Source organism: Actinocorallia herbida (assembly GCF_003751225.1).
Classification (GTDB): domain Bacteria; phylum Actinomycetota; class Actinomycetes; order Streptosporangiales; family Streptosporangiaceae; genus Actinocorallia; species Actinocorallia herbida.
This window is the reverse complement of the sequence record NZ_RJKE01000001.1, coordinates 1,756,879-1,782,984: the sequence shown is the minus strand read 5'-3', so window position 1 is coordinate 1,782,984 and position 26,106 is coordinate 1,756,879. Positions and strand designations below refer to the sequence as shown.

At 71.1% G+C, this 26,106-nt stretch carries 26 protein-coding genes; 10 read left to right on the top strand and 16 right to left on the bottom strand.

What is annotated here, in order from left to right; genetic code table 11:
- Positions 1-50: 50 nt before the first annotated feature.
- The 5 genes from EDD29_RS08455 to EDD29_RS08435 all read right to left on the bottom strand — a co-directional run bounded on the left by EDD29_RS08455 (position 51) and on the right by EDD29_RS08435 (position 6,078).
- Complete coding sequence (locus EDD29_RS08455) at positions 51-1,358, bottom strand: L,D-transpeptidase (RefSeq protein WP_123663850.1); 1,308 nt, start codon at positions 1,356-1,358, stop codon at positions 51-53.
- Positions 1,359-1,395: 37 nt separating this feature from the next.
- Positions 1,396-2,610, bottom strand: a complete 1,215-nt coding sequence (locus tag EDD29_RS08450) for a L,D-transpeptidase (RefSeq protein ID WP_246052613.1) — start codon at positions 2,608-2,610, stop codon at positions 1,396-1,398.
- 355 nt (positions 2,611-2,965) lie between these two features.
- The gene (locus EDD29_RS08445; protein WP_123663849.1) at positions 2,966-3,268 is read right to left on the bottom strand and encodes a GlsB/YeaQ/YmgE family stress response membrane protein; all 303 of its coding nucleotides are present in this window, start codon (positions 3,266-3,268) and stop codon (positions 2,966-2,968) included.
- 100 nt (positions 3,269-3,368) lie between these two features.
- On the bottom strand, positions 3,369-4,112 hold the full coding sequence (locus tag EDD29_RS08440; protein ID WP_123663848.1) for a hypothetical protein: 744 nt from the start codon (positions 4,110-4,112) through the stop codon (positions 3,369-3,371).
- 130 nt (positions 4,113-4,242) lie between these two features.
- Positions 4,243-6,078 carry an AMP-dependent synthetase/ligase gene (locus tag EDD29_RS08435; RefSeq protein WP_123663847.1) on the bottom strand — a complete coding sequence of 612 codons (1,836 nt, stop codon included), beginning with the start codon at positions 6,076-6,078 and terminating at the stop codon, positions 4,243-4,245.
- A 215-nt stretch (positions 6,079-6,293) separates the two neighbouring features.
- On the opposite strand from EDD29_RS08435, the gene EDD29_RS08430 reads away from it, so the two are divergent.
- Together EDD29_RS08430 and EDD29_RS08425 are read left to right on the top strand one after the other, a co-directional pair.
- Positions 6,294-7,814, top strand: coding sequence for a peptide MFS transporter (locus tag EDD29_RS08430; RefSeq protein ID WP_246052611.1), 1,521 nt, complete (start codon positions 6,294-6,296; stop codon positions 7,812-7,814).
- A gap of 78 nt (positions 7,815-7,892) precedes the next feature.
- Positions 7,893-8,822, top strand: a complete 930-nt coding sequence (locus tag EDD29_RS08425) for a metal-dependent hydrolase (protein WP_246052608.1) — start codon at positions 7,893-7,895, stop codon at positions 8,820-8,822.
- Positions 8,823-8,832: 10 nt separating this feature from the next.
- Here EDD29_RS08425 and EDD29_RS47600 read toward each other — a convergent pair whose 3' ends face one another.
- From EDD29_RS47600 to EDD29_RS08410, 3 genes are all read right to left on the bottom strand, one after another.
- Complete coding sequence (locus EDD29_RS47600; protein WP_281281021.1) at positions 8,833-9,195, bottom strand: HD domain-containing protein; 363 nt, start codon at positions 9,193-9,195, stop codon at positions 8,833-8,835.
- Positions 9,192-9,617, bottom strand: a complete 426-nt coding sequence (locus tag EDD29_RS08415) for a CBS domain-containing protein (RefSeq protein WP_123663844.1) — start codon at positions 9,615-9,617, stop codon at positions 9,192-9,194. The genes EDD29_RS47600 and EDD29_RS08415 overlap by 4 nt, the downstream gene beginning before the upstream one ends.
- Positions 9,618-9,693: 76 nt before the next feature.
- Positions 9,694-10,563 carry a hypothetical protein gene (locus tag EDD29_RS08410; RefSeq protein ID WP_123663843.1) on the bottom strand — a complete coding sequence of 290 codons (870 nt, stop codon included), beginning with the start codon at positions 10,561-10,563 and terminating at the stop codon, positions 9,694-9,696.
- Positions 10,564-10,708: 145 nt separating this feature from the next.
- Here EDD29_RS08410 and EDD29_RS08405 point away from each other — a divergent pair, with 145 nt between their 5' ends.
- Positions 10,709-11,650, top strand: a complete 942-nt coding sequence (locus tag EDD29_RS08405) for a sulfotransferase (protein ID WP_123663842.1) — start codon at positions 10,709-10,711, stop codon at positions 11,648-11,650.
- 276 nt (positions 11,651-11,926) lie between these two features.
- On the opposite strand, the gene EDD29_RS08400 is transcribed toward EDD29_RS08405, so the two are convergent.
- From EDD29_RS08400 to EDD29_RS08380, 5 genes are all read right to left on the bottom strand, one after another.
- Positions 11,927-12,358 (bottom strand): hypothetical protein, encoded by a 432-nt coding sequence (locus EDD29_RS08400; protein WP_123663841.1) that lies wholly within the window; start codon positions 12,356-12,358, stop codon positions 11,927-11,929.
- A gap of 78 nt (positions 12,359-12,436) precedes the next feature.
- A complete protein-coding gene (locus EDD29_RS08395; RefSeq protein ID WP_211359602.1) occupies positions 12,437-14,347 on the bottom strand; it encodes an ABC transporter ATP-binding protein in 1,911 nt (636 codons plus the stop codon).
- Between the two features lie 64 nt (positions 14,348-14,411).
- The gene (locus EDD29_RS08390; protein ID WP_123663840.1) at positions 14,412-15,179 is read right to left on the bottom strand and encodes an enoyl-CoA hydratase/isomerase family protein; all 768 of its coding nucleotides are present in this window, start codon (positions 15,177-15,179) and stop codon (positions 14,412-14,414) included.
- 169 nt (positions 15,180-15,348) lie between these two features.
- Positions 15,349-15,561 carry a helix-turn-helix domain-containing protein gene (locus EDD29_RS08385; RefSeq protein WP_123663839.1) on the bottom strand — a complete coding sequence of 71 codons (213 nt, stop codon included), beginning with the start codon at positions 15,559-15,561 and terminating at the stop codon, positions 15,349-15,351.
- 114 nt (positions 15,562-15,675) lie between these two features.
- The gene (locus tag EDD29_RS08380) at positions 15,676-17,274 is read right to left on the bottom strand and encodes an ABC-F family ATP-binding cassette domain-containing protein (protein ID WP_123663838.1); all 1,599 of its coding nucleotides are present in this window, start codon (positions 17,272-17,274) and stop codon (positions 15,676-15,678) included.
- 324 nt (positions 17,275-17,598) lie between these two features.
- On the opposite strand from EDD29_RS08380, the gene EDD29_RS08375 reads away from it, so the two are divergent.
- Positions 17,599-18,378 (top strand): VOC family protein, encoded by a 780-nt coding sequence (locus tag EDD29_RS08375; RefSeq protein ID WP_148085904.1) that lies wholly within the window; start codon positions 17,599-17,601, stop codon positions 18,376-18,378.
- Between the two features lie 12 nt (positions 18,379-18,390).
- Here EDD29_RS08375 and EDD29_RS08370 read toward each other — a convergent pair whose 3' ends face one another.
- On the bottom strand, positions 18,391-19,515 hold the full coding sequence (locus EDD29_RS08370; RefSeq protein WP_246052606.1) for an EAL domain-containing protein: 1,125 nt from the start codon (positions 19,513-19,515) through the stop codon (positions 18,391-18,393).
- A 99-nt stretch (positions 19,516-19,614) separates the two neighbouring features.
- Complete coding sequence (locus EDD29_RS44880; RefSeq protein WP_148085903.1) at positions 19,615-20,007, bottom strand: ABC transporter permease; 393 nt, start codon at positions 20,005-20,007, stop codon at positions 19,615-19,617.
- Between the two features lie 113 nt (positions 20,008-20,120).
- Here EDD29_RS44880 and EDD29_RS08360 point away from each other — a divergent pair, with 113 nt between their 5' ends.
- The 4 genes from EDD29_RS08360 (at position 20,121) to EDD29_RS08345 (ending at position 23,125) form a co-directional block, all read left to right on the top strand.
- Positions 20,121-20,765, top strand: a complete 645-nt coding sequence (locus tag EDD29_RS08360; protein WP_246052604.1) for an AIM24 family protein — start codon at positions 20,121-20,123, stop codon at positions 20,763-20,765.
- Positions 20,765-21,415 carry an AIM24 family protein gene (locus EDD29_RS08355; RefSeq protein ID WP_123663835.1) on the top strand — a complete coding sequence of 217 codons (651 nt, stop codon included), beginning with the start codon at positions 20,765-20,767 and terminating at the stop codon, positions 21,413-21,415. The genes EDD29_RS08360 and EDD29_RS08355 overlap by 1 nt, the downstream gene beginning before the upstream one ends.
- Position 21,416: 1 nt before the next feature.
- Positions 21,417-22,364, top strand: a complete 948-nt coding sequence (locus tag EDD29_RS08350) for an AIM24 family protein (RefSeq protein ID WP_123663834.1) — start codon at positions 21,417-21,419, stop codon at positions 22,362-22,364.
- A gap of 80 nt (positions 22,365-22,444) precedes the next feature.
- On the top strand, positions 22,445-23,125 hold the full coding sequence (locus EDD29_RS08345) for a DoxX family protein (protein ID WP_123663833.1): 681 nt from the start codon (positions 22,445-22,447) through the stop codon (positions 23,123-23,125).
- Here EDD29_RS08345 and EDD29_RS08340 read toward each other — a convergent pair.
- Positions 23,104-23,961: an NAD(P)-dependent oxidoreductase gene (locus EDD29_RS08340; RefSeq protein ID WP_123663832.1), complete on the bottom strand. Its 858-nt coding sequence runs from the start codon at positions 23,959-23,961 to the stop codon at positions 23,104-23,106. The genes EDD29_RS08345 and EDD29_RS08340 overlap by 22 nt on opposite strands.
- Before the next feature lie 159 nt (positions 23,962-24,120).
- Between EDD29_RS08340 and EDD29_RS08335 the strand changes: the two genes are divergently transcribed.
- Positions 24,121-25,452, top strand: a complete 1,332-nt coding sequence (locus EDD29_RS08335) for a TrkH family potassium uptake protein (RefSeq protein WP_246052602.1) — start codon at positions 24,121-24,123, stop codon at positions 25,450-25,452.
- Complete coding sequence (locus EDD29_RS08330) at positions 25,445-26,098, top strand: potassium channel family protein (protein ID WP_281280866.1); 654 nt, start codon at positions 25,445-25,447, stop codon at positions 26,096-26,098. Before EDD29_RS08335 ends, EDD29_RS08330 begins: the two co-directional genes overlap by 8 nt.
- Positions 26,099-26,106: the final 8 nt, after the last annotated feature.

The window sequence follows — 26,106 nt, the reverse complement described above, 5'->3', positions numbered from 1 at the left end:
AACCACGATGTGGTTCGGTGTCGCGGGCCCTGCTCCTCCCCGCCGACGGGTCAGCCCGCCGTGGCGGGCGCCGTGGTGACGGGCGCGGTGGGAGACGGGGCGGTGGGTGCGCCCGTCGGGGCGGTGGGGGCCCCTTCGGCGGGCGCGTCCACCGGACCCGTGGTGATCTCCTTGTCGAGGGCGCCGCCCTTGACCCACTGCTTCCACGGCATCTCGTAGTACGACCAGCCGTTGTTCCACTCCACCCGGCGCTTCGTGCCGGTGATCTCCACGACGTCGCCGCGCTGGAAGTTGTTGAAGAACCACTCCGCGAACGCCGGCGGGGAGTTCACGCAGCCGTGGCTGAGGTTGTAGCGGCCCATGGCCCACACCCGGGCGGCCATCGAGTGCACGTACTCGCCGGAGTTGGAGATCCGGACGGCGAAGGGGATGACCTCCTTGTAGCCGCCGTTCTTGGTGTCCTTGGGGTCGACGCCCATCCACTCCGAGGTCATGACCTCCACCCGGTGGGCGGACATCGTCAGGTGGGTGCCGCTGGTCGTCAGGTAGGTGTCGATGCCGTTGACGACCCGGCCGCCCTTGCCCGCGCTGATCGGCTCGTGCTTGACCTTCTTGCCGTTGCGGACGACGGTGATGTACTTCTTCTTGGTGTCGACCGTGCTGATCTGCGAGTCGCCGATCTTCCACTTCTGGGTCTTGTCGGCGGTGCCGTAGACGCCGCTCGCGGCCTTCACCCCGGTGAGGTCGGCCTCGAACCTGATGTCCTGGTTGGCCTTCCAGTACGCGTCGTTCTTCGTCCGGAAGATCGCCTGGTTGTCGGCGGTCCAGTACCAGGCGCCGACCGCGGGCTTCTCGGAGTAGACCTTGAGCGCCTTCTCCACCGACTTCTTGTCGTCGATGTCCCGGTCGAAGGTGACGGTGATCGGCATGCCCACGCCGACGGTCTCGCCGGGCATCGGGGTGATGTCGGCGACCCCGAAGGTGCCCTTGGGCTTGAGCGTCTTGAACGTGCTCGTCGCGTTGACCGGCGTCTCGCCGCCCGCGGCCGTCACCGCGACCGAGTAGGTGGCGCTCGGCTTGAGGTTGGCCGTGGAGGTCCAGGTCTTGCCGTCGGCCGACAGCTCGCCCTCGACCGCCTTCTTGCCGGACTTGGCGGTGACGGTCTGGAGGGTCCCGTCGACGACGGTCACCGTGATCTTGCTGTCCGGCTTGACCTGACCTGTCCCGTCGGTGGGCGTGATCGTGACCTGCGGCACGATCGGCTCGGCCTCGGCCTGCTCCTTGACGGGGTCCCCGGAGCACGCGGCGGTCAGCAGCAGGGCCGCTCCGGTCAGGGCGGCGGTCGTACGGCGGGTCATGGGGTCTTGCTCTCCGCGGGTGTCGTGGGGAAGGGGGTCAGGGGGCGGTGGAGGTGGCGGCGGGCGCGGGGGTCTCGGCGGTGCCGGCGGCGGTGCCGGGCGTCGCCCCGTCGGTCGTGACGGGCGCGTCGAACGCGCTGCCGAGCACCCAGTCCTTCCACGACTTCTGCCAGTAGCCGTAGCCGTTGTCGTACTCGAGCTCGCGATTCGTACCCGTCACAGTGACAATATCGCCCCACTTTGACTGGTTGTAGTACCATTCCGCGAACTCCGGCCCGGCATTGATACAACCGTGACTCACGTTGGCGTTGCCCTGGGAGCCGACCGACCACGGCGCGGAGTGGACGTACTCGCCGCTGTTGGAGATCCGGACCGCGTGGTCGACGATCTCCTCGTAGTAGCCGCTGTCACCGGGGTTGAGACCCGGCGCGGTCATCTTGACCGGGTTCTCCTTCTCCTGCGTGACGTGGACGCCGCTCGTCGTCGTGTACTTGTAGGCGGTCTCGTTGCCCGCGCTGATGCCGACGTCCCTGACCTTCTCGCCGTCGATCTCGACGACCATCCGGTGGGTGTCGGTGTTCACCTTGCTGATGTTGGCCGAGCCGACCTTGAAGTTGATCTCGAAGTCCTTGGTCCCGTAGGTGCCGTCGGCGGACTTCACCCCGGCGAGGCTGCCGGTGACCTTCACCTTCTGGTGGGCCTTCCAGTACTTCTTACCGCGGAAGATCACCTGGTTGTCGGTGTACCAGTACCAGGCGCCCTCGACCGGCTCGTCGCTCTTGACCTTGAGCGCGCTCTCGACGGCCTTCTTGTCCTTGATGTCGTCGGTGAAGGTGATGAGGATCGGCATCCCGACCCCGACCGTCCAGTTGGACAGCGGGATGTTCGCCTGGAGCCCGAAGGTGCTCTCCGGCTTCAGGGTGGTGAAGGCGCTCGTCGCGGTGGTGGTCTTGGACTCCTCACCGGTGGCCGTGGCCTCGACGGTGTAGGAGGCGTTCGGGACCAGGGCGCGCTCGGCCGTCCAGGTGGTGCCGTCGGCGGACAGCGCACCCTTGACGTCCTTGCCCTTCACCTGCACCTTCACGCTGGTGAGGGTGCCGTCGGCGGCCTTGACGGTGACACCGTCCTCGGGCTTCACCTCGCCCGTCCCGTCCGCCGGCGTGATCGTGACGACGGGCGGCTCGGCCTCCTCGCCCGTGATCGGGTTGCCGCTGCATCCCGCGGCCACCAGCGCCGCGACGACAAGACCCACTACTCCCGCAGACCGCGTCGACCCCCGCATGACCCGCACGCCCCCACCTCCGTACTCCGGCCCCGGACGTGCACCCCGACCCCATCGATCAAAGGCACGTACGAGAGACATTAACGTCTAAGACGGGTGAGGTTGCCATAAGGTTCGGCCCCTCCCAGGGTTCGATAACGGATCGTTGCCCCTGGTCAATTCCCGTCCATGCCCCGGAATCCCCACAGGTAAGGGCCGCGGTCCCCGATCGGGGACCGCGGCTGTGACACACGTCATGCCGGGACCGAAAACCCCCGGGAACGCCCTTGAGGTGGAACCCCGGTCGGGGTTCCACCTCAAGGGACGGGCCGGCGCGGCGCTCGCGTCATCGCATCGTGTTCGGACGGCCGGGTCCGGCGCCGGTGGCGCCTCCCTTGGGCCAGAGGGCCGAGACGATGAAGACGGCGAGCGCGGCGATGACGATCTGGAAGAGCAGCTCCCAGAAGTTGAAGCCGTGCGTCGAGAGGTTGAGCAGCCGGGCCAGGCCGGTGCCGGCGAAGGCGGCGACGATGCCGACGAGCACCGTGAGCCAGATCGGCATGTTCTGCTTGCCCGGGACGATGAGCCGTCCCAGGGCGCCGATGATGGCGCCGAAGATGATGGCGCTGATGATGCCCGTGACGGTCATGGGCGCTTCCTTCCCGTGCGACGTTCTCACGGTCCAGTTACCCCCTGACCTGGCAGAACAACACGAATACGGCGAAGTGCTGACCAAAAACGTACGGACGTCAGCGCGTCAGGCGCACGTGGTCCGGCCAGGAGTAGACGGGCGCGTAGTCGGCCGTGCCGGTGAGCCCCGCGCGCCAGTAGCCGGTCCTGCGGGCGTAGACGGTCCTGGTGAAGCGGCCGAGGGAGTCGGTCGTCGCGTTGGCGACATGGACCCACCTGCGGGGCTCCTGGACGCCGTCGCTGAAGTACAGCCGGACCCGGGCCCCCGCGTAGCGGACCATGCCGTCCGGGGTGGTGAGGGGGTCGAGCCGGGTGATCCGCCCTTCGAGGCGGAGCCTTCCGCTCCGGCGGACCGGCTCGGGTCCCGCGTCGAACCGGGTGAAGCGGGTCTCGCGGCGCACGTACACCTGCTCGCTGCGAACCGCGGTGCCCGCGACGCCGTCCCAGGCGTTCACCCGGACGTCCCACAAACCGGTCGGGCGGCCGCGGTCGAGGGTGAGGGACGCCTCCCACTGCTGGACGGCCCCGGAGGTGCTGAGGCGGACCGCGTCGACCTTCTCCTTCGCCCCGTCCTGCGGGCCGAAGTCGACGGTCACCGAGGACGCGCCGGTGGCCCGGATCCGGGCGGTGAGCTTCGTGGTCCTGGTGTCGTACAGGACGGGCTCCTCCGGCGTCACCGCGATGGCCTCGACCGTCGCGGCCCGGCGGGCCGCCTCGGCGGGGAGGGTGCCGACGAGGCCGAGGGGCAGCGCCAGCAGTGCGGCGGCGGCGATGCGGGCGTGGTCCGTCGTGGCGGAGAACAAAGGCGGGCTCCCTGGTCGTTGAGCGGCGGGACCCCCGAAGACCCCCGGAACAGGGGGCCGGTCCCGCCGCCGAACGCTAGCCGCCAGGCCCCGTCCGCCTCCGGCGGACGGGGTAAAGATCCTGCGAGGATCAGGTGTAGAGGCCGTCGATCTCGCCGGTGTACTTGTCGTGGATGACGCGCCGCTTGAGCTTCAGCGTGGGCGTCAGCTCCTCGGTCTCGGCGGTCCACTCGGCGCGGAGCAGCGCCCACTTCTTGACCTGCTGGACGCGGGCGAGCCGGGTGTTGGCGTCGCCGACCGCCTTGCCGACCTCCTCCAGCACCAGGGGGTGCGCGGCGAGCGCCTCGAGGGAGACGTCCTCGATGCCGCGGGCCTGCGCCCACACCGGCGCGACCTCGCCGTCCAGGGTGAGCAGCGCGACGACGAACGGCTTGCGGTCGCCGAACGCCAGCGCCTGGCCGATGAGCGGGTGCTCCTTGAGGTGGTTCTCGATCAGCGACGGGGCGATGTTCTCGCCGCCGGCGGTGATGAGGAGCTCCTTCTTGCGGTCGACGATGGACAGGAAGCCGTCGGCGTCCAGGACGCCGATGTCGCCGGTGGCCAGCCAGCCGTCGGCGTCGTACAGGTCGGCGGTCGCGTCCGGGCGGCCGAGGTAGCCCGGCGTGCAGGTGGTCGCGCGGAACAGCACCTCGCCGTCCTCGGCGAGCCTGAGCTCGACCCCGGGGAAGGCGCGCCCGACGGTGCCGAGCTTGAAGGAGGCGTTGGTGTTGGCGGTGGCCGCGCCCGTCGTCTCGGTCATGCCGTAGACGTCGAGGATCGCCAGGCCGAGGCCGGAGAAGAAGCGGGCGACCTCGATCGGCAGCGGGGCCGCGGCGCTCATCGCGTGCACGACGCGGTCGAGGCCGAGCAGCGCCCGGATCTGCGACAGCACCGCCTCGTCGACGGCCTTGAACTTCGCTTCGAGCTCGGGCGTGAGGGTGCCGCCGAACTCGCGGGCCGCCATGTACTCGCGGCCGACGGCCATGGCGCCCTCGATGCCCGCCTTCTTGGCCTCGTCGGTCTCCATGGACAGGAACGCCTGGATGCCCGCCATGATCTTCTCCCAGATCCGCGGGACGCCGAAGAAGCCGTTCGGGCGGACTTCGCGCAGCTTCGCGGTGAGCTGGGACGGGTCGGGGCAGAAGTGCACGTGCCCGGCCCGGTAGATGGCGAGGTAGTAGGAGATGACGCGGTCTGCGATGTGCGCGAACGGCAGGTAGGAGACGCCGACGTTGTGCGGCGGCAGGTCCGCGGTCTCCTCCGAGCACAGGGCCTCGTACAGCGCCATGCGGTGCGTGATGAGGACGCCCTTGGGGTTGCCCGTCGTGCCGGACGTGTACAGCAGCGTCAGGGTGTCGGTGTCCTTGACCGCCTTGATCCGGTCCTCGACGATCTGGGGCTCGGCCGCGTAGGTGCTCTCGCCGAGGGCGAGGAAGTCCGCCCAGGAGACGTACAGGTCGCCTTCGGGCACGTCGTCGAGGACGATGACCTTCCGCAGCTTGGGCAGCTGGTCGATGACCGGCTGCCAGCGCGCGAGCTGGTCGGCGCCTTCCAGGACCGCGTAGGCGGCCGAGGAGTTGTCGGCGACGTACTGCACCTGGTCGGGCGCGAGGGTCGCGTACACGGTACTGGGCACGCCGCCCGCGTGCACCGTGCCCAGGTCGGCGAGGATGTGCTCGGACCTGTTGGACAGCATGAGGGCGACGACCTCGCCCTGCTGGAGGCCGAGGGCGGCGAAACCGGCCGCGATCCTGAGGGTGCGTTCCCGGACGTCGGCCCAGGAGAGGGTCGCGCCACCGAGGTCGGTGTACGCGGGCAGGTCGCCGTGCTTGGCGGCGGTCTCGCTGAGGACCGTGCAAATGGTCCGTCCCGCGATCTGAGCGTCGAACGCGGCCCGCTCCTCCTGGATGGCCGTGGTGGTGCTCATGGGTGGCGCGCCTCCGTCGTAAATCTTTACTTATGGCGAGGGGAGAGCGTCTATCGGACCACGGACGGCCACGACAGACAAGACCTGTTTCCTGATTTGCGCCCGATCGTGGCCGGATGCCCACCGGGCGTCGTCCGGGACAGGGCGAACGCCCATTGCCGAACACTTGCCGCACACCGGCCGTCACCGGAGATCACCAAGGGTACGCACGGTGCGTGACGTCGACAGACCAGCCGCGCGAGAAGACGTTCTTCGGGCATCCGCGACCGCTCGCCACCCTGTTCATGACCGAACTGTGGGAGCGGTTCAGCTTCTACGGGATGCGGGCCATCCTCGCCCTGTTCCTGTCGACGGCGATCATCGACGGCGGCCTCGGCCTGAGCACGGGCACCGCGGCGGCCGTCGTCGGCGTCTACAACGCGATGGTCTACCTCGCCGCCCTGCCCGGCGGCTGGATCGCCGACCGGATCCTCGGCCCGCAGCGGGCCGTCCTCATCGGCGCGATCATCATCATGGTCGGTCACCTCGCGATGGCGGTGCCCGGCGGAGCCGGCTGGATCTACCTGGGCCTCGCCCTCATCGTCGCCGGGACCGGCCTGCTCAAGCCGAACATCTCCACGATGGTCGGCCACCTGTACGACGACAGGGACGCGGCGCACCGCGACGCGGGCTTCTCGCTCTTCTACATGGGCATCAACATCGGCTCCCTCGCCCCGTTCGTGGTCGGCTGGCTGGGCCAGAACGTCAACTACCACCTGGGGTTCGCGTGCGCGGCCGTCGGCATGTTCCTCGGCATCGTGCAGTACGTCGCCGGCGGCAAGGGACTGCGCGGGATCGGCGCGCGGCCGACGCACCCGCTCACCCCGCACGAGCGGAACCGGGCGATGAAGGTCGTCGGGATCGCGCTGCTCGCGCTGGTGCTGCTCGCGGTCGTCGCCGCGCTCGCCGGGTTCCTCACCCTCGACGCGGCGACCGTCTTCCTGACGATCGTCGCGGTCGCCGTCCCGATCGCGTACTTCTGCTACATCCTGCTCGGCGACCACGGCCTGACCGCGGACGAGAAGAGCCGGATGAAGGTCTACCTCGCGCTGTTCGCCGCCGCCGCGGTGTTCTGGATGATCTTCGACCAGGCCGCCACCACCCTGACGACGTTCGCCGCCACGTCCACGGATCTGAGCGTCTTCGGCTGGGAGATGCCGTCGAGCTGGACCCAGAACATCAACCCGATCTTCATCATCATCCTGGCGCCGGTCTTCGCCGCCCTGTGGGTGAGGCTCGGCGACCGGGTGAGCACCCCGCTGAAGTTCGCCATCGCGCTGGTCCTCGCCGGGCTCAGCTTCGTCGCGATGTCGGCGGCGGCCTCGATCGCCTCGACCGGCGTCAAGGTGTCGATCCTGTGGCTGGTGCTGGTCTACCTCATGCAGACCTGCGGCGAGCTGTGCCTCAGCCCCGTCGGCCTGTCGGTGACGACCCGGCTCGCGCCCGCGATGTTCAGCTCCCAGATGATGGGCGTGTGGTTCCTCGCCGTGTCCGTCGGGGACTCCATCGGCGGCCAGGTCGCCCGGCTGTCGAACGGCGGCACCAGCCCCGTCTACTTCCTGTGGTCCGGGGTGTTCGCGATCGCCGTCGGCGTCGTGCTGTTCCTGTGCGTGCCGGGACTCCGCCGGGTGATGAACGAGCACCCCGGCGCCGGCCTGCGTCCCGGGACGGGCCACCCGGGGAAATTGTCAGAGTGAAGAGGGATTCGGCGGGCCGTTTGTCATGATCCGCAGTGGTCCCGCCCCGGTGCCGTTCGGCATAGTGCGGAGTCTGTCGTGACCCGTGTGATGCTGGAGGACCGCATGCCCGACTTCGAGGTCGACGAGCGGCATCCGCCGATCAAGCCGCGGCGCGTCAGCTTCGACTGGGAGAAGACGCCGCTGCACTGGATCCCCGGCAACCCCGTCGCCACCCACATGATCAACTCCTTCCACCTCGTGCTGCCCGAGGGCGAGCGCTGGTTCATCCAGTGCGTCCAGGACGCCAAACCGCGGATCTCCGACCAGCGGCTGCAGGAGGAGATCAAGGGCTTCATCGGCCAGGAGATGGTGCACGCCCGCGCGCACGGCAGCTTCCTCGCCGAACTGCTGGACACCCACGGCATCGACCACCGCAAGATCACCGAGACGGCCAAGGCGGGCAACGAGTCGCGCCCCGCAGAGCGTGCCAAGCTCTCCCCCCGCGCCTTCCGCCGCATGCTGCGCTTCGAGCTCGCCGCGGTCTCGGCGATCGAGCACTACACCGCCGTGCTCGGCCAGTGGATCCTCGACAACGACGAACTCGACAAGGCCGGCGTCGACCCCACGATGCTCGACCTGCTGCGCTGGCACGGCGCCGAGGAGGTCGAGCACCGCTCGGTCGTCTTCGACGTCTACCAGGCCGTCGGCGGCGGCTACCTCACCCGCGTCGCGGGCTGGCTCGTCTCCCTGACCTTCCTGTACTGGGCCCTCATCGGCGGCGCCAAGTTCCTCCTGGACCGCGACCCCACCCTCACCCGCAAGCCCACCCTGCGCTGGATGTACCGCGAGTACCGCCGCGCCGCCAAGGCGAATCTCGTCCCCGGCCTCTTCCGCCTCCTCGTCGTGGAAGGCCTCATCTACCTCAAGCCGGGCCACCACCCCTCCCGCATAGGCAGCACCCCCCAGGCCCTCGACTACCTCATGCGCTCCCCCGCCGCCCGAGCCGCCGGATACGACCCGTACTGACCGGCTCCCGTCAGCCGTCGTCACGCTCGACGAGGCCGAGGCCGAGCACCCGGGCGGTCGGCACGAGGATCTCGAGGGTCTCGCGGGACCTGGCGATCCGCTTCGCCGGGTCGACGTGCCCGATGGTCCGCATGTTGTGCAGCCGGTCGAAGAGCTTCAGGCGCAGGATCCGCCGATCGGCCGGGGATCTCCCCGTCCCGTCGAGCGCCGGCAGGCCGTCGACCAGCGCCGCCACCTCGGCGCCGGACGCGCGCGCGACGTCCGCGAGGGCCGCGTCGGTGTCCTCGACGACGTCGTGGAGAAGGGCCGCGCAGATGGTCGCGGTGCCGCACTCGGCACCCGCGGCGGGGCCGCGGGTGCGGGGGTGGGTCAGCTCTGGACGTAGGCGACGAGGGCCTCGCGCTCTGTTTCGAGTTGGTCGATGGCGCTTTTGACGACGTCGCCGATGCTGACGATGCCGACGAGACGGCCTTCGTCGACGACGGGGACGTGGCGGATGCGGTGTTCGGTCATGACCGGGCGGAGCCATTCGATGTGGTCGCTCGGGGCACAGGTGCGCACCTCGCGGGTCATGATCGAGTCGACCGGGTCGGCCAGCAGGCCGGTACCGCGCTCGTGCAGACGGCGCACGACGTCGCGCTCTGAGGCGATGCCGGCGATCTCACCGCCCGCGACCACGACCACGGCGCCGATGTTCCGCTCGGCCAGCACGGCGAGCAGGTCCCGCACCGTGGTGTCGGGCGTCACCGTCGCCACCTGATGTCCTTTTCTGCGGAGAATGTCAGAGATACGCATCGCTCGGCAGCCTCCTCTCCCGCACACGGTCGCATTTTCCGGACGCGGCCGATAGGGCCCCCAGGGGCGCCTTTACTCAGTCGCGGGGACTCCGTGCCCCGGCCATCACCGCGAGGAACTCCCGGGGCAGCACCAGGCCGGGACCGTCGCCGCGGGTCTCCAGCAGCGCGAGGTCGCCGTCGCGCCACCAGAACAGCGCGTCGCTGAGCGAGCCCGGCCCCTCCTCGTACCCCACCCGCGCCTGGTCCTGGAGCACGGCCGCCGCGTTCACCGCGGCGTCCGGGCCGACGGCGTCGCCGAGCGGGAACGCGATGATCGTGCTGCGGTTCGGCGCGACCACGAGGGCGCCGCGCGGGCCCAGGTCCAGATACTCCTCCAACCACCCCAGATGGGTCGCGGCGTAGAACGTCCAGCCGTGCAGCAGCCGGACGCGCACCCCGCCGATCTCCTGGCCCTCGCACTGGAGCGCGCCGTCGGAGTGCACGCCCTCGCGGCCCAGGGCGAACAGCTCGGCGGCCGGGACGCCCCACCCCTCGGTCTCCTCGCGGGTGACGGTCCGGACCGTCGTCGGGGTGTCGACGACCACGACCTCGATCAGGCCGGGCGCGAACGGCCGGGCCGCCAGGACGCCGTTGTCGGCCTCGGCCGGGTAGACGCGGGTGCGCAGCAGATGCCGGGCCAGGGAGAAGTCGCTGAGGTCCAGGGGCTCCTCGACCGCGGTGACGATCGTGGTGACATGGTCGGCGACGACCGCGGGCCAGTCGTCGCGCGGCACGAGCCGGGCGAGCTGCCGCAGGTTGCGCATCCCGACGTGCAGGCGCCCGATGCCCTCGAGCAGCATGACGTCGCCGGGGACCCGGGTGCAGGAGTAGCCCAGGCTCTCCGCCACCAGCACCACCAGGGAGTCCAGGGCGGCCTCATCGCCGTCCCGACGGCTCCCGCTCATGGGCCCCTCCTCCCACACACGGTCACCCAGGCAGCTTGACAGCAAGGGCACCCGGGCGGAAGACCCCACCGGGCACCGATCCCGCGCAGGTCGCGCACATCCGGGGCGCGTCGGCGCGGGTTCGAGTGGGACACTGGGGGCAGTCATGAGACAGACCCCGCACATTCTCGTGGTCAACGGCACCAAGGTCCGGCGGCCGGTGTTCATCATGGGCGCCCCCCATTCCGGTACCGGCATGGTGGCCCGGGCCGTCAAGCGGTCCTTCGGCTTCCACCTCACCCGCGGCAGGCCGTCGGTGACCAAGATGATCTACGCGTTCGCGCGGCGGCCGTCGATGGCGGCCGAGAGCGGCAGGGGCGCCGCCCGCGTGCTGCGCGACGCGTTCGCCGAGGCGTGGCGGCTCGCCCCCGGGTCGTGCGGGGAGTGCCCCGCCGAGTGCCGGGTCCTGTCCGGGCCCGCCGGGCCGCGCACCGGGCGGCCGTGCGCCGACGCGGCCGAGGTCCGCAGGTTCGCCGACGCCACCCCCGACCTCATCTACAGCACCGACGTCCTGCTCGACGCGTTCCCCGACGCCCAGCTCGTCCAGGTGATCCGGGACGGCCGCGACGTCGTCGCCGACATGATGGCCGACGAGCGGTGCCTCGCCTGGTTCAAGCCCGGCATCTTCAACATCGACCACGTCTTCCCGCACCCGTTCCTCGGGGTGGACGAGCCGGCCTGGCGGTCGCGCTGGGCGGAGTCGTCGACCGCGATCAAGTGCGCGCTGCGGTGGCGGGGCTCGGTCCGGCTCAGCGCCGCGCTGCGCGCGCAGGTCCCGGAGGAGCAGCTGCTCACCCTGCGGATGGAGGAGATCGTCGCCGATCCGGCGGCCACCGCCGCCCGGCTCGCGGCCTACCTCGGCGAGGACGTCTCCGGCGAGGCGCTCACCGCGGCCGCCGCGCGGCACCGCCACGGCGGCGGGAGCGGGCTGCTGCCCGCGGTGTCCGGCGCGGACCCGGCCGGGGGATGGCGTGAAAGGCTCACCGCCCGGCAGATCGCGCAGGTGCACAAGATCGCCGGGCGGGAGCTCGAACGGCTGGGCTACTGAGACGACCGAGCGCCGCCGGGCCGAAGGTCGTCGGCCAGCCAGCCGATGGCCATGCCGGTCGCGGCCGCGCCGACGACGAGGGCGGTGAGACGGACAAGGAACCGGTGCAAGGAGATCTCCACGTCATGCCTGGACGCCTGGAAGGCGCCGATGGGGCCAGGGTCGGCCTTCCCGGTGGCCGCCGCGCCAACACGGGCACGCGGACCGAAGAACTCCCCGGAAACCGGACAGAACAGCAGTTGAACAGCGCGGTGCGCGAAAAGATCGGGACCGCGGTCAGGCGGGACGCCAGCGGTTCTGGCCGCCGGCCCCCCTCGTGCAGGTGTAGTTGACGCCGCCGTCGTGGCCGGTCGCGCCCGCGGCCGGGCACTGCTCCCCGGGCCGGACGGTGCCGTCGGGGTCGGCGCCGGCGTCGATCACCCACAGGGTCTTCTTCTCGCCGGTCTTCTTCACGCACCGCACCTGGCGGCCCGCGGAGTTCTTGGCGACGAAGCCCTCGATCTCGCAGACCTGGCCCGCGGTGGCGGGCCCGGTCGCCTTGGGCGTGACGGTGACGGTCTTGCCCGCGACGGTCACGGTGACCGTCGGCGACGGGGTCTTGACCGGCCCGGTGAAGCTGTTCGGGGACGACCTGCCGCCCGGCACGTCGCTCCCGCAGCCCGCGAGCGCGAGGCACGCGGCGAGCCCGACCCCCACCGTCTTGATCATGGCTTCTCCCCCGAGACCGATGACCTGACCGCCTTCAATGATGACCACATCGAGTCACGCACCGAACGCGCAGTGTCATCATCCTAGCGGAGTGGAATCCTGGTCCTCCTGGCGGGCGAACTGGGTGCGGTACAGCTCGGCGTAAAGGCCGTTCGCGGCCAGCAGCTCGTCGTGGCCGCCGCGCTCGGCGATCCTGCCGTCGGAGACGACGAGGATCTCGTCGGCCTCGCGGATCGTGGACAGCCGGTGCGCGATCACCAGCGAGGTGCGGCCCGCGAGGGCGGTGGCCAGCGCCTTCTGCACCGCGGCCTCCGACTCGGAGTCCAGGTGCGCGGTGGCCTCGTCCAGCACCACCACGGCCGGGGCCTTGAGCAGCAGCCGCGCGATCGCCATCCGCTGCTTCTCCCCGCCGGACAGGCGGTGGCCGCGGTCGCCGACCACCGTGTCCAGGCCGTCGGGCATGTCCTCGACCAGCTCCCGGATCTGCGCGTCGCCCAGGGCCGCCCAGAGCTCCGCATCGGTCGCGTCGGGCCTGGCGTACCGGAGGTTGTCGCCGATCGTCGCGTGGAACAGATGGGCCTCCTGGGTGACCACGCCGACGGTGTCCGACAGGGACGCCAGGGTCAGGTCCCGCACATCGGTCCCGCCGATCCGGACCTCGCCCTCGGTGACGTCGTAGAGCCGGGAGGCGAGCTGGGTCATCGTGCTCTTGCCCGCGCCCGAGTGCCCGACGAGCGCGATCATCTGGCCGGGCTCGGCGGTGAAGGACACGTCGTGCAGCACCTCGCGCGACGGGGCGGTGTCGGACCGCGCGATCGACTCCAGCGAGGCCAGCGACACCTCCTCCGCCGAGGGGTACCTGAACACCACGTGGTCGAACTCCACCCGCGGAGCGGCGGGCTCCCCCTCCTTCGGCGCGGCCAGCGGACGGGCGCCGGGCCGCTCCCGGACCATCGGCTCCAGGTCCAGCACCTCGAACACCCGGTCGAAGCTGACCAGCGCGGTCATCACGTCGACCTGCACGTTCGACAGCGCCGTCAGCGGGCCGTACATGCGGTTGAGCAGGGCGGCGAGCGCCACGAGGGTGCCGATCTGCATGGCCCCCGAGACGGTCAGCGCTCCGCCGACGCCGTAGATCGCGGCGGTCGCCAGGGCGGACACCAGGGTCAGCGCGGTGAAGATCACCCGGCCGTACATCGCGGCGGCGACGCCGACGTCGCGAACCCTTCCGGCCCGGCCGGAGAAGCCCTCGGACTCGTCGGCGGGGCGCCCGTACAGCTTGGCGAGCATCGCGCCCGCGACGTTGAACCGCTCGGTCATGAGCGAGCCCATCTCGGCGTCCAGCACCATCTGCTCGCGGCTGATCCGCTGGAGCCGCCGCCCGACGAGCTTGGCCGGGATGATGAAGACGGGCAGCAGGAGCAGCGAGATGAGCGTGATCGGCCACGACAGGTAGAGCATCGCGACGAGGACCAGCACCAGGCTGATCACATTGGAGACGACCGAGGAGAGCGTGGTCGTCAGCGCGCGCTGGGCGCCGATCACGTCGTTGTTGAGCCGGGACACCAGGGCTCCGGTCTGGGCGCGGACGAAGAAGGCGACCGGCATCCGCTGGACGTGGTCGAAGACCTGGGTGCGCAGGTCGTAGATCAGCCCCTCCCCCACCCGCGCGGAGAACCAGCGCTGGCCGAGCGACAGGACGGCGTCGACCAGCGCCAGCACCGCGAGCCCGACCGACAGCCAGACGACGACGGTGAGGTTCCCCGGGACGACGCCCTTGTCGATGATCCGCTGGATCATCAGCGGTCCGGCCACCACGATCGTGGCGGACAGCGCGTTCAGACCGAGGAACCACGCCATGTCCCGCTTGTAGGGGCGGGCGTAGGAGACGATGCGGCGGACGGTGCCGGGCTTCAGTCGCGCGTGCTTCACCGATGGGTCCCTGCGGTAGGAGCTCATCGTCGCGAATCCGTTGCCGGGCATGCCCATGCAGTCAACTCCTAGAGGCTTTTCGTCATCCCTAAGGGGAATCCGACGATCATGCCTGTTATTCCTAGTCGCGCACCATACGCAGCACCTGGGCTTCGCGCTCCGCGCGGCACTGGTCGTCGAGGCTGTTGCCCGGCGCCTTCTGGAGCAGGGCCTTGGTGGCCCGCGCGGCCCCCGCGTCGATCTTGAGCAGGGCGGCGACGAGTTCGGCGACCGCCCCGTCCAGATCCTCGTTCTTGACGATCTTCTCCACCAGGCCCAGCTCGCGGGCCTCCTCGGCGTGGATGTCGCGGGCCGTCAGGCACAGCTCCAGCGCGCGCGGCAGGCCGACGATGTCGACCAGCGGCTTGGTGCCGGTGAGGTCGGGCACGAGGCCGAGCGCGGGCTCCTTCATGCAGAACCTGACGTCCTCGGCGGCGACGCGCAGATCGCAGGACAGGGCGAGCTGGAAGCCCGCGCCGATCGCGTGGCCGTGCACCGCGGCGATGGTGGTGAACCGCGGGTCGCGCAGCCAGCGGAAGCCCTCCTGGTAGACGCCGATCAGATCGGCGAGGTCCGGGCGGGAGATGCCGGGCGGCAACGCCGGACCCTCGCCGGGGATGCCTTCGGCGGTGAACGCGCGGATGTCGAGCCCCGCGGAGAACGAGGGCCCCTCGCCGCGCAGGACCACGACGCGGACGGTGTCGGGCAGCTCCTCGCCGAGGGAGGCGAGCCCGGCCCACATGGCCGGAGACTGCGCGTTGCGCCGCTCCGGGCGGTTCAGGGCGATCTCCGCCACCGCACCGTCGTGGTTGTACTCGAGCCGCAACCCGGCCCGTTCGAGATCCGTCATCTCACGCCTTCCTCCGCGGGGCCCGGCCTGACGGCCAGACCGGTGCCCGAAGTGCGGGCGCGGACCCCGGGCCCGCCACCGCGACCGAACCGAATGTTACTCGGGTGTAGCGGTTCGATGTCGTCGTGGCGGGCGGCCGGGTCGTCCGATGCGGGGGCGGCCCGGTGGATCAGGCCTTCTTGCCCCGGGTGGCGCCGCCGCGGCCCCGAAGGTTCACTCCCGACTCCGTGAGTATCCGGTGGATGAATCCGTAGGAACGGCCGGTGGCGGCTGCCAGGGCGCGGATGCTCTCTCCGGCGTCGTACCGCTTCTTGAGCTCGCCGGCGAGCTTGTCGCGCTCGGCACCGGTCACGCGGGTGCCCTTCTTCAGGGTTTCTGCCACGAGTACCTCCCGTAGTGATGTGGTGACCGCTGCGTATCTGCCCCCATGATCAGACATCTTCGCCGTCACGGCTACCCGGTAGGCCAGAAAAGATCTGCCTGCTTCCTCAGAAGGTCAAGCCAGAGCCACCAGATCGGCGAATTCGTCACTCCAGATGTCTTCGACACCATCGGGGAGCAAAATCACGCGTTCCGGTTGGAGTGCGGTCACCGCGCCTTCGTCGTGAGTGACCATGACTATGGCACCGGCGAAGGTGTTGATGGCCCCGAGGATCTCCTCGCGGCTCGCCGGATCGAGGTTGTTCGTGGGCTCGTCGAGCAGCAGCACATTGGCCCGGGAGACCACCAGCGTGGCCAGTGCCAGCCTGGTCTTCTCACCTCCGGACAGGACCCCCGCGGGCTTGTCGACATCGTCTCCGACGAACAGGAACGACCCGAGGACCTTGCGCGCCTCGACCTCCGGAAGATCGGGCGCCGCGGACTTCATGTTGTCCAAGACGGAACGGTCGTGATCGAGAGTTTCATGCTCCTGGGCGTAGTAACCCAGGCGAAGTCCATGACCCGGTACAACACTTCCTGTATCGGGCTTTTCGACGCCACCGAGCAGGCGGAGCAGCGTCGTTTTCCCCGCTCCGTTCAGTCCAAGCACGACCACCCGGCTACCGCGGTCGATGGCGAGTCCGACATCTGTGAAGATCTCCAAAGAACCGTACGATTTAGACAAACCCTCCGCGGTGAGGGGGGTTTTGCCACACGGTGCCGGTTCCGGGAAGCGCAGCTTGGCCACCCGGTCGCTCTGCCGCTCGCCCTCGACGCCCGCCAGCAGCCGGTCGGCGCGCTTCAGCATCTGCTGGGCCGCCTTGGCCTTGGTGGCCTTGGCGCGCATCTTGTCGGCCTGCGACTGGAGCGCGCCGGCCTGCCTCGCGGCGTTGGCGTACTCGCGCTTGCGCCGCTTCTCGTCGGTCTCGCGGGTGTCCAGGTACTTCTTCCAGCCGACGTTGTAGACGTCGATCACCGAGCGGTTGGCGTCCAGGTGGAAGACCCGGTTCACCACGGCCTCCAGCAGGCCCACGTCGTGGCTGATGATCGCCAGGCCGCCCTGGTGGTTCTTCAGGAAGTCCCGCAGCCAGACGATCGAGTCGGCGTCCAGGTGGTTGGTGGGCTCGTCCAGGAGCAGCGTGTCGGCGTTGGAGAACAGGATGCGGGCCAGCTCCACCCGGCGGCGCTGGCCGCCGGACAGGGTGCTCAGCGGCTGCCCCAGGACCCGGTCGGGCAGGCCGAGGCTGGAGGAGATGGCGGCGGCCTCGGACTCGGCCGCGTAGCCGCCCAGCACGTGCAGGCGGTCCTCGGCCCTGCCGTACTTGCGCACCGCCTTGTCGCGGGCCGCGCCCGTCTGGGTGGACATCGCCTCCTCGGCGGCGCGGAGCTGCCGGAAGACCTCGTCCAGGCCGCGGGCGGCCAGGATGCGGTCGCGCGCGAGGACCTCGAGGTCGCCCGAGCGCGGGTCCTGCGGCAGGTAGCCCAGGGTGCCCGAGCGGGTGACCTCGCCCGCCGCGGGCAGGCCCTCGCCCGCCAGCACCTTGGTCAGCGTGGTCTTGCCCGCGCCGTTGCGGCCGACCAGGCCGACCCGGTCGCCCGGGTTGATCCGGAACGTGACGTTGTCGATCAGCAGCCGGGCTCCGGCGCGCAGCTCGATGTCTTTAGCGATGATCAAGTGAAGACTCCCCGGGGACGTTCGACGGCTCCGCTCGACGCCTGCGGCACCATCACACTGGACGCGGCGGAGGCACGGGAGCAGCCCACAGTCTACGTGGCGGGCGTTATGGGCCGCGAACAAGATTCGGCTCCCACGGCCTTTTCGCCGGACTCTCTTGGCCCCGGGGCGCGGGGGCGCGGGCCGCCCGGCGCTTTTTGCGGTGGCTTCTCGGTCCGGGGGGTTCAGGGGGCGCTCCGGGCGGCGAGGATCATGGAGGGACCCGCGGCGCCGGGCCCCGGTGCGGCGGGAGCGCCCGAAGAACTCGAGGAAGAGGGGGATGACATGCCCGAGACCACGGGCAACGCGGCCCAGGGCACGCCCTGCTGGATGACCCTGGTCGGCCCGGACGCGGGCACCGCCGAGGCCTTCTACGGGCCGCTGCTGGGCTGGGAGTTCCAGCGCGGGGACGAGCACGGCGGCTACGTCACCGCGACACTCGGCGGCAAGAAGGTGGCGGGCATCACGGGCGGCGCCCCCGGCCCCGCCTTCTGGGGGATCTACTTCGCGGTCGACGACTGCGACGCGGCGGCCGGGCGCGCGACCGGCGCCGGAGCCGGGGTGCTCACTCCGCCGGAGGACATCCGCGACCTCGGGCGCAGGGCGGTCCTCACCGACCCGGAGGGCGCGGTGTTCGGGCTCTGGCAGGGCCGGGCGCACACGGGGGCCGAGCTCGTCAACGAGCCCGGCGCGTTCACCTGGAACGAGCTGGTGACCCCCGACACCCGGGGGTCCGCCGATTTCTACGGCACGGTCCTGGGCGTGGCGGACAACCCGATCCAGGAGGGCGTGGACTACCTGACCCTGACGGTCGGCGGCAGGCCCGTCTGCGGGGTCTTCGGGGTGCCCAGGGCGCAGGTGGACGCCGCGCTGGGCGGCAAGGCGACCTGGAAGACCTACTTCGCCGTCGCGAGCGCCGAGGCGGCCGCCAAGACCGCGGCGGCGCACGGCGGCCGGGTCGTCCAGCCGCCGGTGGACTCGCCGTTCGGCAGGTTCGCGGTCCTCACCGACCCGCTGGGCGCGGAGTTCGCCGCGATCGCGCTGAACCCCGGCCGGCCGCAGTAGCGCGGCGGGCGGTCAGCGCGACAGGGCCCTGATCAGGTCGGCCACCCGCACGACGCCCTGGCACCTGCCGATCTCGTCGATGACGACGAGGTCGTCGTAGACCCGCTCCTCGTCCCGGCCGGCCGCGCGCAGCGCCGCGACCGCCGGGACGGTGCGCGGCACGAGCCGGGGCTCGTCGGCGAGGCGGACTGCGGGCTTGCTGGCGTGCAGGGCGTGCCCGAACGGGCCGGACAGGGTGAGCAGGAACCGGGACTTGTTGACCGTCGCGCGCGGCCGGTGCCTGGCGTCGACGAGCACGATGCTGCCCGTGCCGTCGGCGCCGGCGAGCGCGTCGAGCACCTCGCCCGCGCTCGCGGTGTCGGGCATCGTCACCGCGGGCAGCGTGAACTCCGAGACGCGCGGCCCGAGGTCGGCGGTGCCGTAGGTCTCCTCGACCGCCGGGACCGGCACCGGGACCGGCTGGCCCGGCCGCCAGTCCCGCGGCGTGAGGAACGGGCCCTGCACCAGGCGGACGCCCAGGGCGCGCAGCTTGGCGAGCTGCTCCTCGGTCTGCACGCCGGGCGCGAGCACCCGGGTGCCGACCCGGTGCGCCACGGTGACGAGGCCGGCGACGAGGGCGGCCCGGCGCGGGTCGGCGACCGCGCGGCGGGCGAGGTCGCGGTCGATCTCCACCAGCGACGGGGTGCCGTCCAGGAGCAGGTCGAGCGGCGCGTGCGCGGCGCCGAGCCCGGCGAACGCCACGGGATAGCCCGCGTGGCGCAGGTCGGAGACCCCGGCGGCGACGGCGGCGCGCACCGCGGGCGGGAAGCCCCCGGCGACGCACACGATCACGTCCCTGGGCTGCCGCCCCGCCTCGTGCAGCCCGTGGTGGAGCCGGGTCAGCGGGCCGCGGCCGAGCGCGAGGGTCTCGGCCCGCAGGGTGACGCGCAGAGGCAGCGGCACGCCGCCGAGCGCGCGCGCCCCTTCGACCGCCCTGCGCACGTCCTCGGCCGCGGGGTCGGCGCTGAGCTCGGCCGGACCGGGCGGCCCGGTGTGCGCGGTGACGGCGATGACCGCCCCCGCGTCGAGGTCGACGACGGGTTCGAAGAGGGCGCCTCCGGCGACACCGGCCGAAAGCGGGGTGTCCAGTACTGCCACAGCGGCATCATCCCGCTGCACCGGCCGCCGATCCACTGGTCCGGCCACACGTTCACCCAGATTTCGCCCAAGTCGCCCAGGACGTCACCTCCGCGAGACTCAGAAGTCTCGTGCGACGACGACCGAGACGAGATAGGTGCCCCCGGCGACCGCCGCGAGATAGGGCAGCGGGCCGAGTTCCGCGCCGCGCAGCGCCTGCACCACCACCGCCGCGACCAGCCCGGCGACCAGCACGTCGCCGGTCATCGCGGCGGCCCGCAGATGGGCGCCGCCGCGGCGGCCCCGGCCGAACGACTCGCTGAGCGCGAGCCCCCGCTCGTCCCTGCGGTAAGCGAGCTGGACGCCATAGGCGAGGAGCACCCCGCCCGCGATCAGCCCGGCGGTCATCTGGTCGCGGTACGCCAGGAAGGCCGCGACGCCCACGCCCGCGAGTATCGCGAAGACCGGTACCAGCCATCCATGCCGACCACGGCGTTCCGGAGCAAGCCACATGCCCCCATCCTTGCGCAGAGCGGGGCTCCGCGCGTAGATCTTTCCTGGCCTGTCGCGGGTCTTCGTCCGACCTGCAGGTGCGACCACCGCTCCCGGCTGGTTAGGGTCATGGCGTGGCGCAGTATCGGATGAGCGGCTCCAACATGCTGGCCGTCGACCTCAGGGGCGAGACGATCCGCGCCCTGAACGGGTCGATGGTCGCCTACGAGGGCCAGATGACGTTCAAACGGCAGGGCATGACCGGCGGCGAGGGCCTGATGGGCGCGGTGCGCCGCAGGGTCGCCGGCGAGTCCATCACCCTCATGGAGATCACCGGCCAGGGCACGGTCTACCTGGCCCACGAGGCGACCGAGATCAATCTCGTGCCGCTCCAGGGCGACACGCTGCTCGTGGAGTCGACCAGCCTGCTCGCCCTCGACGGGCAGCTCCAGACCGGCGTGCAGTTCACCGGGCTGCGCGGGATGAGCACCGGGCAGGGTCTGGCCACCACCAAGGTCGAGGGCCACGGGACCGTCGCGATCCTCTCCGACGGGCCCGCGATCGCGCTCGAGGTGACGGCGCAGCAGCCCCTGCACGTGGACCCGCAGGCGTACGTGGCGCACCGCGGGCAGCTCCAGCAGGAGTTCGTGACCGACGTGAACTGGCGCACCGTGCTCGGGCAGGGCTCGGGCGAGAGCTTCCAACTGCGCTTCACCGGCCACGGGCTGGTCTACATCCAGCCCGCCGAGCGCAGCGGCGGACTGGCGGCGGAGGTCTGATGCCCGGCTACAGCGCGATCAACAAGAAGATGATCCAGGTCCCGATCGGACCCGGCCACGAGGTGTACTCCAAGCGCGGCGCGATGCTCGCCTACGTCGGCGCGGTCACCTTCACCGGCTCGGTGACGGCGGGGGCGGGCGTCGGCGGGATGCTCGGCCGCACCCTCGCGGGCGAGAACACCGGCATGATGCACGTGACGGGCCAGGGCAGCGCCATGTTCGGCCACCACGGCCTGTACGTGGAGGTCGTCGAGCTCCAGGGCGACACCCTGTACGCCGAGGCCGACCGGCTGCTGGTCCACGACGCCTCGCTCCAGCGCGGCACGATGTTCCTCGGCGAGCAGGGCGGGCTGTCGGGCGTCATCCGCGGCCAGATGACCGGGCAGGGCCTGTTCACCACGACCCTCACCGGGCAGGGCTCGCTCGCGCTGCTGTCGCACGGCGGCGTCATCCAGCTCCCGGTGCAGCCGGGCCGCCCCGTCTACGTCGACCCGCAGGCCTACGTCGGGCACCGCGGCCAGATCCAGAACCGGCTCAAGACCTCCGTCGGCGTGCGCGACCTCATCGGGCGCGGCTCGGGCGAGGGTTTCCAGCTCGAGCTGTCCGGCCAGGGCGTGGTGTACGTCCAGGCCAGCGAGAGGAAGATCTGACATGGGCTACCCGCCTCAGCCCCCGTACGACCCGTACGGCCAGCAGCCCGGATACGGCCAGCAGCCTTACGGCCAGCCGGGCCAGCCCGGGTACGGGCAGCCCGCGCCCTACGGGCAGCAGCCCGGATACCCGGCCCAGTACCCGCCGCCCGGCGCGGTCCCGCCGCAGGGGGGCGCGGTCGGCGGCCCGCTCCCCTCGGTCGCGACCTTCAACGCCGCGACCCTCCCGAGCGACGACAACGTCAACCCCTACGCCTTCTCGGTGAACCTCAACGGCAAGTGGTTCATCCAGAAGGGCAAGATGATCGCCTACTACGGGCAGATCAGGTTCGCGGCGCTCTCCGCCGGGCCGCTGGACGCGCTCGTCGCCGGGCACTTCCACTCGCCGCTGTACGCGCACGACTGGGTCGTCGCCGAGGGCCAGGGCAAGCTCCTGCTCGGCGACCGGGGGTTCGACCTCAACTCCTACGACCTGGAGGACGGCAACCTGACGGTCCGGGCCGCCAACCTGCTGGCGTTCGACCCGTCGCTGAGCCTCAAGCAGTCGATCATCCCCGGGTTCCTCACCCTCGTCGGCTCCGGCAAGTTCATCGCGTCCTCCAACGGGCCGGTGCACTTCGTCGAGCCGCCGATCCGGGTCGACCCGCAGGCGGTGCTCGGCTGGGCCGACGTGCCCACCCCGTTCCACCACTACGACCACGGCGCGGTGCGCGGCGTGCTCGGCCAGGCGCGCGCGGTGTTCGGGATGCGGCCGTCCTCCGGCGAGGAGCACCAGTTCGAGTTCAGCGGGGCGGGCACCGTGCTCATGCAGTCCTCGGAGAAGGTCACCGAGTCGCCCGCCCAGCTGCGCGAACTCGAGGGCCAGCTCGGGCTGCTGGGCGTCGGCGGGCTCCAGCGGATGCAGCAGGTCATCGCCCAGCGGCTCGCGGCGGAGCAGCGGCACGATTGACCTATGCGGGGTCCTTCTCCGAGAATCGGGCGAACACCGAAGATCGGGTGAACACCGGATAACGGGAAGGACCCGGCATCATGCCGAGCCGTCTGCACGACCTGGCCGCCCTGCTCGCCCGGACCGCCGTCGGCGTCGTCTTCGTGGCGCACGGCTGGCTGAAGATCGAGGACGGGGTCACCGCGACCGCGGCCGAGTTCGACCGGATGGGCGTGCCGCTGGCCAAGGCCGCCGCCGTCTACTCGACGTTCGCCGAGCTCCTCGGCGGGGCCGCCCTCATCGTCGGCCTCGGGCTGCCCGTCGTCGGGATCGCGCTGTTCCTCGACATGGCGGGCGCGTTCGTGTTCGTCCATGTCGACCAGGGGCTGAGCGCGCCGGCGGGCTTCGAGCTGGTCATCGTCCTCGGGCTGGCGAGCCTGCTGTTCGCGGCGGGCGGGGGCGGGGGGCTCACCCTGGACCGGGCGCTGGGCGTGCGGCGGGCGCGCAAGGAGGAGATCGCGGAGTTCCTGCCGCCGGAGGACGGGCCGGACGGGCCCGCGCCGTACCTGCCGAAGCGGGCCGGGCCCTCCGAGGCCCCCGAGCCGGAGGCCGTGGCGGACGTCCCGGCATCGGCTCGCGACACCGTGCCGGAGATTCCCGCCCCGTCGGCTCCCGCCGCGCCTTCGGGTGCGGCTTCTTCGGGTGCCGCTTCGGGTGATGTGGTGGTCGCGCGGGCGCGGCGCGGCCGGGCGCGCGGCGGTCAGGAGAAGGACGCGAAGTAGGACGCGGCCATGTCGTCGCGGCCGTGTCCCTGATCCGCGGCGCGGCGGAACCGCTCGGCGCCCGCCTCGGCGAGGTCGAGCTTGACCCCTGCCTCCTCGGCGGCGGCGAGGATGAGCCGGTTGTCCTTGGCCGCGGTCTCCACCGCGAAGCTCGGCGGTGACAACTCCCCGCGCATGATCACGTCGGCCTTCATCCGCAGGTAGCCGGCGTCCAGGCCGCCCCCGGCGATCGCGTCGAGGAACTGCCGGGGCTCGACGCCCAGGCCCTTGGCGAGGGCGAGGGTCTCCCCCACCGCGTTGTTCAGCGCCAGCACCCAGGAGTTGATGACGAGTTTGAGCCGGGTCGCGGCCCCCACGTGGTCGTCGATCCAGATCGTGCGCGAGCCGATCGCCTCGAACACCGGCTCCAGCGTCGTCCAGACGGTGTCGGGCGCGGCGCACAGGACCGTCAGCTGGCCCGCCTCTGCCGGGGCCCTGGTGCCCAGCACGGGCGCGTCCACATAGACCAGGCCGTTGTCGTTGGCGAACCCGGAGAGCAGGTCCACGTCGTCCAGGGAGGCCGTCGATGACTGCACCCACAGCGCGCCCGGCCGCAGCCCCGGCGCGGCCTGCCGCATGACGTCCAGGGCCGCGTCGCCGTCGTACAGGACCGTGAACACGATCTCGGCCCCCGCGACCGCCTCGGGCGGTGTCGGCGCCGCATAAGCGCCCTCCTTGGCCAGCGCCTCGGTCTTCTCCTTCGTCCGGTTCCAGACCCGGACCCGGTGCCCGGCCTTGAGCAGGTTGCGGGCCATCGGCTCGCCCATGATCCCCGTCCCCAGCACCGCCACGTCCATCGTGCCCCTCCTCAAGGTCAATTTCCGACCTTCCCCGACCACCCCAGTCCAAATCCCCCGGAACAGGTGAACGTCTGGCGCGGCCGCGTCGACCCGCGCCGCGATGTTGGTACCGTCGGTCGCTTGAACGGGGACACCTGAACCCCGCAGGGGAGCATGATGCGCAAGGGATTTCGTCATCCGACCCAGGTCATCGTCGGCGGCTTCGGGGCTGCCGTGGCGGTGGGCACGGGCCTGCTCTCGCTGCCGATCGCGTCCGCGGAGGGCGAGGGCGCCGGGATCCTCACCGCGCTGTTCACGGCCACCTCGTCGATCTGCCTGACCGGGCTCGCGGTCGTCGCCACCGACACGCACTGGTCGATCTTCGGCGAGGTCGTGATCATGCTGCTCCTCCAGGCGGGCGGCCTCGGCATCATGACGCTGGCGACGCTCTTCGCGCTGCTGCTGTCCGGCCGGCTCGGCCTGCGCGCCCGACTGCTGGCCGCCACGGAGAACAAGACGCTTTCGGGCAGCGACCTGCGGCGGGTCATCCGGAACGTGGTGATCTTCAGCCTCGCGACGGAGGCGGTGCTCGCCGCCGTCCTCGCCACGCGGTTCGTCCTCCACTACGGCGAGAGCGTCGGGTACGGGGCCTACCTAGGCCTGTTCCACTCGGTCTCGGCCTTCAACAACGGCGGGCTCGCCCTGTGGGGCGACAGCGTCGTCCGATTCGCCGCCGACCCCTGGATCTGCCTGCCCCTGTGCTTCGGCGTGATCGTCGGCGGACTCGGCTTCCCCGTCGTGTTCGAACTCGCCCGCTCCTGGCGGCGGCCGGTCCGCTGGTCGGTGCTCACCAAGATCACCGTCGGGATGACGGCGCTGCTCCTCGGCGCGGGGACCGTCGTCCTCACCGTCTTCGAGTGGAACAACCCGCGCACCCTGGGCGCCCTCGACGGCGGCGGCAGGCTCCTCGCCGGGTTCTTCGCCGCGGTCATGCCCCGCTCCGGCGGCTTCAACAGCGTCGACATCGGCGCGATGCGGCCGGAGAGCTGGCTCGCCACCGACATCCTCATGTTCATCGGCGCGGGCAGCGCGGGCACCGGCGGGGGCATCAAGGTCACCACCTTCGGGCTGCTGGCGTTCGTGCTCCTCGCCGAACTGCGCGGCGAGACCAGCGTCAACGTCGGCAACCGCAAGATCCCGCACGACACCCAGCGGCAGGCCCTCACCATCGCGCTCATCGGCGTCGGCGTCGTGGCCACCAGCACCTTCGCGCTGCTCTCGATCGTGCCGCACACCCTGGACCAGGTACTGTTCGAGGTCATCTCGGCCTTCGCGACCGTCGGCCTGTCCACCGGCATCACCTCGACGCTCCCCGCGGCAGGGCAACTGCTGATCATCTTCCTGATGTTCATCGGCCGCGTCGGCCCCGTCACCCTGTTCACCGCGCTCGCCCTGCGGGAACGGACCCGACTGTACGAACTACCGGAGGAGCGACCGATCGTTGGCTGAGAACACCCCCGTCGTCGTCATCGGCATGGGCCGGTTCGGCAGCTCCATCGCGCTGGAACTGACGCGGCTCGGCACCGAGGTGCTCGCGATCGACCAGCGGCCCAAGACCGTCCAGGCCCTCGCCGGCGAGCTCACCCAGATCGTCACCGCCGACGCCACCGACATCCAGGCGCTCCGCCAGCTCGGCGTGCCCGACTTCTACCGGGCCGTCGTCGCCATCGGCAGCGACATCGAGGCGAGCATCCTCACCACCTCGCTCCTGGTCGAGCTCGGCGTGGAGAAGATCTGGGCCAAGGCCATCAGCCGCCAGCACGGCCGCATCCTGGAGCGCATCGGCGCCAACCACGTCGTCCTGCCCGAGCACGACATGGGCGAACGCGTCGCCCACCTCGTCAGCGGCCGCATGCTCGACTACGTCCAGATCGACCGCGACTACGCCCTCGCCAAGACCCGTCCACCCCGCGAACTCGTCGGCGTCCCCCTCGGCGAGACGAACCTGCGCCGCAAACACGGCGTCACCATCGTCAGCGTCAAACCCCAGGGCGAGTCCTACACCTACGCCACCGAGGAGACCGTCCTCCAGTACGACGACCTCATCCTCATCGCGGGCCCCACCACCAAGGTGGAACGCTTCACCGACCTCTAGGCCCTCCG